3 protein-coding genes are annotated in these 9,448 nt (G+C 46.1%); all 3 read left to right on the forward strand.

Annotated features, from left to right (window positions below; genetic code table 11):
* Positions 1-6,424: hypothetical protein (locus VIM87_RS03445; RefSeq protein ID WP_331995615.1), on the forward strand; the 6,424-nt coding region annotated here is incomplete at its 5' end.
* A 2-nt stretch (positions 6,425-6,426) separates the two neighbouring features.
* Positions 6,427-7,161 (forward strand): hypothetical protein, encoded by a 735-nt coding sequence (locus tag VIM87_RS03450; RefSeq protein ID WP_331995616.1) that lies wholly within the window; start codon positions 6,427-6,429, stop codon positions 7,159-7,161.
* A 26-nt stretch (positions 7,162-7,187) separates the two neighbouring features.
* Positions 7,188-9,448, forward strand: a 2,261-nt coding sequence (locus VIM87_RS03455; protein WP_331995617.1) for a hypothetical protein, incomplete at its 3' end; no start/stop codon positions are given.

Here is a 9,448-nt window from a genome sequence, read left to right on the forward strand (position 1 = left end):
CCTGGGATGGAGCCTCAACCCCGGTACCATTAACCGCGAGCTGCGTGGTTTACCGGATGATTTTAAAGGTGATAAGGTAAGAAAGGAATTTAACATGAAAGACAATACCACCTACGGATTAAAGCTGGTAGCCAGCCCGGAGGTATTTGGCAAGGGATGGAATGTTGGATTTAACGTAGGCGTTTTCCGCAACTCTTACCGCGGTATGGGAGCAGAAGTAGGAGTAGACGCCTCAGTAGGCCTTACTCAAAGCGGCTCCGGTACCCTTTCCGGTGGGTTAACCTCTAACTCGCAAACAGGCGTAGACATTGGCGCCAGCGTGAATTTTGCCATGGATGTAAAACGCCTGGAAACGCTGGATTATCTGCCCGGCATGTCTGTAGGGCTCTCCTACAATTCCCGCGCAGGTATTACAGGTTTAACCCTGGGCGGTTCAATGAATGCAAAAGGAAAAGATGATAAAGGAAATAAGAAGATTAGCAACATCGCATCCAGGAGCTCTACCTTTTTCTCCTTTGCAGGCGAAACATATACACCAAACAGTACAACTTCATTCAAGAACCAGGCTTATACTTTCAGTGGCAGCTTAGGAGGCGTGTTTTGGGGCGTACATGGTAAGGTCGGTTTCTCCGGTTATTACAACAAGCAAAGCGTTGCGCAGAAAGATATTTCCCGCAGTGCATATGGACTGTTGAACGCAGAAAGCGGCATACAGGATGTAAATGGTTTAATGGACTTTAACCGGGAAAAGGATATTCCATATTTCGACGGGGTTTCTTACCTGCCGGTACCGGTACCTACCTATGATCTTTTTACCGCTAACAGTCAGCAGGGATCCGGGCAGTACCGTGTGTACCGGAATGGCAGCGGCGTGTTCTTTGATCCCAAAAATTCAGACCAGAGCATAGCCGGTTCACTGGGTGTGGAGGTAGGCGCAGGCACCTATTTTCAGGCAGGTGTGGATCTGTATGGCAGTTCAACAGGCACGCGTACCAATAAATGGCAGGCAGACAATGCTTACCTGGGTAAAGGCGATTTCCAGTCGGCCAATGCTTCCGACCCGGTATTTGAACCGGCCTATTTCAAAAAAGCCGGTGAGCAAACCATGTCGGATGCTGCTTACAATGCCCGTTTAATGAACAAACAGGCGGTAGGGGTGCACATTAGCCGCAATGGAGAAAGCACGCGCGCGCATAACCAGTTTGATCTGGCAATGGACCCAAACACAGGCAAGCGTCCGCTGATCGATGTAGCAGACGCTGTAAAGCGCAGCCAGCGCGACCGCCGCAATCATGTATTTAGCTATCTGTCTGCCAGTGAAGCATCTAAATATGCGCTGGAGCCTGCTATCAGGAACTATCCGGCCAATAAGCTCATCATACCGCATTATAACGACAGTTTGGTTCAAAACATCAGCCGTATAAATGCAAACGCCAAAGCACACCACATTTCCGAGATCACTATCACGGACGATGATGGTAAAAGATCCGTGTATGGCATACCAGCTTACAACACCAGCCAGGAAGATGTAACCTTTGCAGTGTCGCCAAACAACGGCAATGCAGCTACGGGCCTGGTAAGTTACAGTGGCAGCGATGCTACCAGCAGCAACAATCAGGGAAGGGATCATTATTTCAGCAAGGATGGCATACCCGCCTACGCGCACTCGTACCTGTTAACCGGCATGCTTTCCAATGATTATGTGGATGTAACCGGCGATGGTATTACGGACGATGACATTGGCACTGCGGTAAAGTTCAATTACACCAAACTGGCTACTGACTTCAACTGGCGCACGCCGTATGAACAGAATAAAGCCAACTATAATGAAGGACAGTTAAGTGATAAGCAGGACGATAAGGGTAGTTATTCCTACGGCACCAAAGAGATCTGGTATACGCACTCTATAGAAGCCAAGAATATGGTGGCCCTGTTTATCACCGGGGAGCGCGAAGATGCCTTAGGCGTTATAAACAATACAGGTGGTAAACAAACTACCAATAAACAGCGGTACCTGCAAAGAATTGAGCTGTACTCAAAGTCAGACCTGCTGCAGAATAAGACACAGGCAGTGCCGATCAAAACCGTGTACTTTGAGTATGACTATTCCTCCTGCCCTAACGTACCTAATAACTCCGGCAAGGTAATTAATCAGAACGGAGTGGATATCAATCAGCAGAAAGGTAAGCTAACGCTGAAGAAAGTATACTTCAGCTTTGGAAAGAATAAAAAAGGTTTCCTGCATCCTTATAAGTTCTCATACAACCTGCAGGCCAAAGGCGCTACGGTACCTTATGGTTATAAGCAGGCAGACCGCTGGGGAATGTATAAGGATAATGCCGTTAACCCAAATGGTATCCGGAACGATGAGTTTCCCTATGCTACGCAGGATAAAGCCAGTGCCGACGAATTTGCCGGCCTCTGGCAGCTAAGCAAAATAGACCTGCCCACCGGTGGTACTATACAGGTAAATTATGAATCGGATGACTATGCCTATGTGCAGGATAAAAGAGCACAGCAGATGTGTTTTGTAAGCGGCATTGGTGCCAAAGGTGTGAATGAAGGTCTCATAGACGCCCGTGATATCTATATCAGCTTACCTGTGCCGGTGCAATCCCTGGAAGAAATGAAGTTCCGTTACTTCCAGGATGTTACAAAGCTGTATTATAAATGGAAGGTAGAGGTGGACCGCTCCGGCCACTATGAATACATACCCGGTTATGCGAACATTAAAAATGTACGCATGGTAGATGCGAATACGGCAGCCGTTGAGCTGGACAGGGCAGATGGTGGTGTGAACCCCATCGCAAAGGCAGCCTGGCAATATCTGCGTTTAAGTTTGCCGCAGTATGCTTACCCGGGTTATGAAACCAACCAGGAATCGTCAGACGCAGTAGCCGCTATCAAATCACTGATCACCGCCATAGGACAGGTAGCTACATTTATAGAGAATTTTGATGTAATGGCGAAACGGCATAAGTATGCTGATAGGGTAGACCTGCAGCGTTGTTGGGTAAGGTTATGCTCCCCCAATCTTACAAAGCTGGGTGGTGGCAGCCGGGTAAAAGGTATCCGCATATCTGATAACTGGCAGGCGCTTTCCGGTAGTAACGCACCGGATGCCACCTACGGGCAGGATTATGCGTACACTACTACTGCCGTTAACCAGGACGGTAAGCAGATCGTGATATCCAGTGGGGTAGCCGCTTTTGAGCCAATGATCGGTGCTGATGAGAACCCGCTCCGACAACCATTACCCTATACGCAGAAAGGGGCGCCGTTTGGATTAAATAACTATTTCTACCTGGAAGAACCTATAGGTGAATCTTATTTCCCGGGGCCTGGTGTAGGATATAGCAAAGTGACCGTACGTTACGTAGGTGCTGATAACTCTAATAATAAAACAGGTTTCACGGTCACCGAGTTTTACACGGCCAAAGATTTCCCGGTGATTGTGGAAAAGCTGCCCATGGCCAGTGAAAAATACAAACCTAATATCCTGTTGTCTTTCCTGAAGATTAAAATGAAAACTGCGGTGGCTTTGTCGCAGGGATATGCGGTGTCTATCAATGACATGCATGGTAGGCCTAAAGGTGAAACAATCTACAACCGTGGCGGAAGTAAGATCAGTAGCATTTCCTATCAATATAAAACAGAGAACGCGCTGGCATCCACAAAACGGCTGGCCAATGAAGTGATCACCCTGGCCTCGGATGGTTCTTTGCAACGGGGTACAGTAGGGGAGGATATTGAACTGTTTACCGATATGCGAGAGCAGTATACGCAGAATATTGGTGGCACGCTGAAGTTGAGCTTCGGTGCTTTTCCCGCTTTCATCTTCCCGCTTTTCTATTTGTTCCCAGGGCCTGGTATGAGTGCGGAATACCGTGAGTTCCGCTCTTCCAGCAGTATTAAGCTGGTGCAGCAATGTGGTGTATTGGAAAAGATAATTAAAATGGAGAATGGCTCAGTAATCACCACGCAGAACATGGCATGGGATGCAGAAACAGGTAACGTATTGTTGACCCGTACCCAGAATGAGTTTGATGATCCGGTGTATAATTTTAATTATCCGGCACATTGGGCCTATGATGGGATGGGCATGTCCTATAAGAACATAGGCGTAACCATTAAAGGTTTCAGCACTAATACATCCGGTGTTATTGCAACAGTCACTCCTCCGGGCGTATTAGCCCCGGGCGATGAATTAATAGATGTGAACAACACTAATAAAGGCTGGATCGTAAAGGGCAGCAATGGTGCATTCAGGGTAGTAGACCAGGCAGGCAACTTCCTGGTGTTAAGCAATGCTACGGTGAAGATCACCCGCTCCGGTAAGCGAAATATGGCTAATGTACCTGTTGGAACGCTGACCTCCCTGCGGAGCCCTATTAAGGGCGGTAAGCTGGATGTATCAGACTGGACGCAGATCATAGACGCCAAAGCCAATACCTTTAAGGAAAGCTGGCAGGTACCCATAAAAGATAATACCTGTTCCTCTTGCCCCGCCGGTTACCAGTTGGCGGAAGATGGTTCTTATTGTTACACCTATAACGTGCAGCCGGCTACTTTTCATGGCGATAGCTTAAGCATATGCAGCTCCCCCAATGGTGCCTACAGCATATATGGCACACTGATGTACGACACCGGGTTTACGCTAAATGGTGGAGGTACGCGCAATCCTATAAATACCAGCAACAGCTTTTGGATAAATGGACCTTCTAATCTGGTAGAAGGGCCGTTAAACCGCTGCGGCGTATGGGCCTGTAGTACGCCGGGTACTCCGGAAGGGGACCCTACGAACGAATGGATAGGTTTCAGTGTAAAGGTGAATATACTGAACACTAAAACGTATTATGTAGGATTGGGCGGCGATAACCTGATACGCTTTAAGCTGAACGGGAATAAGGTCCTTGAAATGGACAAAGCCTCCTTAAACCAGCGTTTTCCTTCACAAGGCGGATATGCAGCAGCCTTCAGGTACTGGCATATTTTCCCGGTGAAGCTAAGCGCGGGAGAGAATGTAATTGAAGTGGAAGGGTGGAATGAAAGTTCGGCTGCTGCCTTTGGTGCAGAGATCTATGATAATACAGCGGCCGAAATAATAGCAGCCACAGATACTACCCAGCTGAATTATGTATTTACAACCAGGCGGATGATGGGCAAATATTTTGAGACCGGCGAAACCACCAGTGGTTATGGCTGTCCCGCCGGCTACTTCCTGGATGCAAGCAGCGTACCCTATACCTGTAAGCAAAAAATAACGCACCCTGTAAACAGCACCGGACCTGCCACACAGATCATCAACCCTTATGCGATAGGTCTCTTAGGCAACTGGCGTCCCTGGCAGCAAATGGTCTATCATGTGAACCGTGCACAGGATCCGCATTGGGCTAACAGTGCGCAAAGCCCAACGGATATACGCCGTAACGGCGCCTATACATCCTTTAACGCTTATTGGAGCTGGGTGTATGATCCGTCAGCTATGCGGAATTTATTGACCGGCAATACCAGCGATGCTCACTGGATCACAACCAGTGAAATAATGAAGTATAACAGCAAGGGTATGGAAATAGAAAATAAAGATGCCCTGAACCGCTATAGCGCGGCCTTGTTCGGTTACTTGGGGTCTGTTCCCGTAGTAGTAGCTTCCAATGCACACTATAACGAAATAGGATATGATGGTTTTGAAGATTATGGTTTTGCACTGGATGGTAATATCACGCATGATAGTACTTATATGCAGCAGCAGGATAGCTGTAACATTGAAGGCCATTTTGATTTCCGCAAACAGATATTGCGTAACAACTGGCCGGTAAATACCACAGCACATACAGGTAAATACAGCCTGAAGGTAACCGCGCCGGTACAGGTAGTTAAGAAAATATATAGCAATGATCAGCAGGGTGCGCTGTTCACCTATGATGCAGCAGGCCACACGATCATTAACGGTTATACAGCATTAAGAGGTTTTTACCCACTGGTACAAAACCGGTATGTGGCCAGTGCATGGGTGAAAAATCCATCCATCATTAACAATACAACAAATCTGCTGCAGGTATTTATTAATGAAAATTCATCGCCGTTGGTAAGCTCGCAGCACGCAGGTCCGGTAGTGGAAGGGTGGCGTAAAGTAGAGGTGGAATTTACCATACCGGTGGGTGCTACTAGCATGCGCCTGGTATTGAACCCCACTGGAGGTGACACTTACTTTGACGATGTACGTATACATCCTTACTCAGGGTACCTGAAATCATTTGTATACAACTCCTCCAATATGTTCCTGATGGCCGAGCTGGATGAAAATAATTATGCCACCTTCTATGAATATGATGATGAGGGAACATTGATCCGCGTGAAGAAAGAGACTGAGAGGGGTATTATGACCATTAAAGAAAACCGTAGTACACAAAAAAGACAATAAGCATGGAACAGTTGATCCGTCAAATATTAATAAAAATAAAAACAGGTTGCCTGTGTACTATCCTGTTATGCCAGGGAATACCGGTACTTGCTCAACAGCCGGGCTGGGACGTTTTGCAGCAGATCTGCAAGGAATATGATAAAGCTGATGTGATGAGCTTTCAGTCGCATATAAAGCTGTATGCAGCGAACAAGCCATCCGTTATACAATCTACGCTGGAAGTAAGCTGTATGATAAATAAAGAGCAGGCTTATACCAAGGCCGGCCCGGTAGAAATAATCCGTAATGGGCAATACCTGCTGACTGTAGATCATGAAGATAAGCTGCTGCTGGTAGCAGATCTGCACACCAATCAACAGAAAAAGGATCTGCAGTCACAGATGTTTGATGTAAAACGGTTCCTGGAAGATATGCAGCAAAGCGGCGCCAAGGCGCAAAAGGTAATGCGGGGAAATAATTACTGGCTGGAGCTTACATCCCTAACCACACCCGGTATGCAGCAGTGTAATATCATGTACGATCCCGGCACCTTCCTGGTAAAAAGGGTGTGGATGCAGGTGGCTGGTGAAATGGTGGGCGCCCCGGATGCCAGTGTGGTGGACATTGCATATGACCAGTACCTGTTTAATGCACCGGACGTTGGGAAGTTTGCCACTGCAAGATTTGTTGCTATCAATGGCAAAATAGCCGTGCTGCAGGAAAAATATAAGAACTATACTTTGATCAATCAACTATAAGATCCTGACCTATGTATCCCAATTTTGTGAAACATATTGTTAACCTGGTACATCCGATCCGGTTGCTGTTTTGCCTGCTACTAATGTTATTATTAGGTCAGCAGCAGGCAAAAGCCGGCTATGAAGACTATATTCAAACCCTCACCGGTAAAATAAAGCAGGGCGATACCTGTAGAACAACAGATGATAAATATGTGCAGCCCGATCTGTGGGCAAAACGTGAAATAGATCTTTCCGTTAATAACATTATCACATTTGAGATCCGCCAGGATACCAACCTCTATTACTATAACAAACCCTTTGCCGCCACGGTAACGTTTAACCTGGAGTATGAGGATGCCAACCATGTAAAGCATACGCTCAATAACCTCCAGTTAGCCGTAAATTATGACACAGCCGCAGGTTCCTCCTACAAAGGTATAGCCATGTATAAATTTGAAGGGGGGCATACGGTAAAAGTAACAGTGGTAAACATTTCCAGCCCGGAGCTCGGAGACGAAAATGCCTTGCCTGCTATCTTCAGGATCAAGAACCAGGTGTTGATTGAACGTAAGTATCTTTTTAATGCAGCCAATGCTGATATTACACGCTACCAGCTGCAGAACGGTAAACAATTGAAATTAAACTGGCATACTGCCACTGATAACTATCCCGGCGCGGAAATGTACGACCTGGAATGGACATTCTATGATGATTCCAGTGCCGTAGCTACTTATATACGCAGTAATAACTCCGCATCGCAGATCAGCAGCGGGGAAATAAACATACCGCAGAATAAGCTGGAAGAATATTTTCTGAATAACAATACCCGGATCACTACCTATGACCGGGAGTACAAACTGAATTTGATTTATCCTGGCGGTTTTGTGTTTTATCGCGTGCGTGGCGTACGTATTAATCCTTACACCAATGAACGGGAACAAGGCGACTGGACTTACAAAGCATATTCACCAGGCAATAATACGGTTAGTAGTGTGGTACATGTAAGTGGTCATGAGCCAACGCTTAACTACCAGTATAGCACTGTATTTGCGGAGGAAGGGAAAAAAAGGGAAACTATTAGTTATTTTGATGGCATTTTTAGAAATCGACAGGGAGTAACGCTTGATAATAGTAATAATAAATCAATTGTACAAGAAACGGTGTATGATGTAATGGCACGACCCGTTGTTACTATATTACCTAGCCCTGAATTGGATAGTACTTTACATTATTATCCCACATTAAATGTTAATAGGAATGGTCAGCCCTATACTTATAAAGACCTTTCATCCGATACGACAGCATGTGTATTGGTGCCACAACCTTTGGATAGCTCTAGTGGAGCTGGTCGTTATTATTCCAGTAATAATCAGCATAATGAGTATTTTTTTAATAAATATGTTCCGAATGCGTTTGGTTATCCGTTTTCTACCACCGTGTACACATCAGATAAAACAGGACGTATTAGTAGAAAAGGGGAAGCAGGTGCTTATTTGCAGCCTGGTAGTGGTCATGAAACCCGCTATTTTTATGGTAAACCGGATCAGATAGAGCTGGACCGTTTATTTGGTTCAGAAGTAGGGAATGCACAGCATTATCTTAAAAACATGGTGCTTGATCCCAATGGGCAGATAATAGTCACTTACCTGGATGCCCATGGCCGCACCGTTGCTTCTGCCCTGGCTGGCAGAAAGCCGGATAACCTGTATGGCCTGCCGGAAGCAGACAGTACAACAGCCATGACGCAGGTAACCAAAGAATTGGCCAATCCCGAAAATACAGAACGGGATGCAGCCTCCTTTACAGTTACTTCAAACAGTACCTTGCTGATACCCATGAATGGCAACTATCATTTCGAATATACCTATGACCCGGTTTCCGTATTAACGGCCTCCTGTGTGCAGGATATTTGTAGTGATTGTTATTATGATCTTACCATCACCATTAAAGATGAATGCGGCATCAGTATCTATGAAAGGAAGTTACCCGCCTCGTTGAATGGTATGGATACCGCCTGCGGCACAACGGCTCCGCGTATCCAGGGTAGCTTTGACCTGGATATTGCTATTGGAGAATACCAGGTAACCTACCAGCTGTTTGCCAGCAAAGCCGCTGCTGACTTTTATGAGGAAGCATTCCTGAAGCAGAACACCTGTATCAAAACGCTGGAAGATTTTAAGCGCCAATATATTGCCGATGTGGATTTTTCCGGTTGTTATTCAGAATGTAATACCTGTAAGGAAGCGCTGAAGGACCGTAATAGTTTTGTTGACAAATTTATACAGCTGATCATATCAGAAGATAT

It is taken from the genome of Chitinophaga sp. (genome assembly GCF_036569125.1).
In the GTDB taxonomy this organism is placed as follows: Bacteria; Bacteroidota; Bacteroidia; order Chitinophagales; family Chitinophagaceae; genus Chitinophaga.

Excerpts from the sequence above, each read along its gene's own strand:
- VIM87_RS03450 (WP_331995616.1), top strand. The coding sequence starts at position 6,427 with ATGGAACAGTTGATCCGTCAAATATTAATAAAAATAAAAACAGGTTGC.